Source organism: Xanthomonas sp. SHU 308 (assembly GCF_000364645.1).
In the GTDB taxonomy this organism is placed as follows: Bacteria; Pseudomonadota; Gammaproteobacteria; order Xanthomonadales; family Xanthomonadaceae; genus Xanthomonas_A; species Xanthomonas_A sontii.
Window position 1 is genome coordinate 1 of sequence record NZ_AQOK01000546.1, and the last position, 1,328, is coordinate 1,328.

The 1,328-nt window shown below is 72.1% G+C and carries 1 pseudogene; it reads left to right on the forward strand.

The window, feature by feature from the left end:
- Positions 1-102: 102 nt before the first annotated feature.
- Positions 103-1,038 (forward strand): annotated as a pseudogene (locus D588_RS0116195) (D-hexose-6-phosphate mutarotase); the annotation flags it as partial.
- Between the last annotated feature and the right edge of the window lie 290 nt (positions 1,039-1,328).

Here is a 1,328-nt window from a genome sequence, read left to right on the forward strand (position 1 = left end):
GTGACGTCACCGGTGACGTCACCGGCCACGCCGCCGTCGCCGCCGCAATCGCCTGCACCTACACCTACACCTACAAAGACGCCGTTCGGCGGCACGCCGCCCACCGCATTCCGGCTGCCGGCCGCCTACCCGGCCTTCGCCCACTCCCCCGCGCCACGGAGCATCCACCCCATGTCCGACGTCCCCGGCCTGAGCACAGGCGACTTCCACGGCTATCCCTCGCTGCTGGTGGAGACCCCGCAGTCCACCGCCGCGATCAGCCTGTTCGGCGGCCAGGTGCTGTCGTTCGTGCCCAAGGGCGGCACCGACGCGCTGTGGCTGTCGCCGGACGCGCAGCCCACGCCGACCCCGATCCGCGGCGGCACCCCGGTGTGCTGGCCGTACTTCGGCCGCCAGGGCCAGAGCGACGCCGTCCCCGCGCACGGCTTCGTGCGCACCGTACCCTGGCAACTGAAGGACGCGCGGCGCGAGGCCGACGGCACGCTGGTGCTGACCCTGGCGCCGCCCGACTTCGACGACCTGCCGCTGCGCCTGCGCATGCAGTTGCGCATCGGCGCCACCCTGGAGCAGCGCCTGGTCACCGACAACGTCGGCACCGCGCCCGCCCGCTTCACCCAGGCCCTGCACAACTACTTCCGTGTCGCCGACGCCACCCAGGTGCGGGTGCAGGGCCTGGACGGCCTGGACTACCTGGACAAGTTCGAGAACTACGCCACACCGCATCGCCAGCACGGCGACTGGAGCCTGCAGGATCCGCGCGACCCCGGCCGCAGCGACCGCATCTACACTGGCGCCGGCGGCCGCTACACCCTGCTGGACCCGGGCCTGCAGCGCCGCATCGAGATCGTCACCACCGGCAGCCGCACGCTGGTGGCCTGGAACCCGGGCGAGGCCGGCGCACAGAAGATGGCCGACGTCGGACCGCACTGGCGCCAGTTCGTGTGCCTGGAAGCGGCCAACGCCGGACCCGAGGTGATCGAACTGGCCCCGGGCGCCCAGCACGTGCTGCAGCAGACGATCTCTGTCGCGGCGTTGTGACCCCGGCCGAGTGACCGCGGCCGGACGGCGGCACCACCTGCTGCGGCCCGCCAGTCGGCATTGGTGACGGTCCGGCCGTGACTGCTGCGCCGCCGCGCCTTGGTGGCATGAGTTGCGCCGCTGCCTCCGCCGGACCCTCACCCCCGGCCCCTCTCCCGACGGGAGAGGGGAGTCGCTCGATGTAGAGGACGTCGGTTCCGACACAATCCGCCAAGCCTCGACCCTGTTGTGGGAGGGACTTCAGTCCCGACGCCTCGGTCCCTCAGGTCGCGGTTGAAACCGCTCCTGCG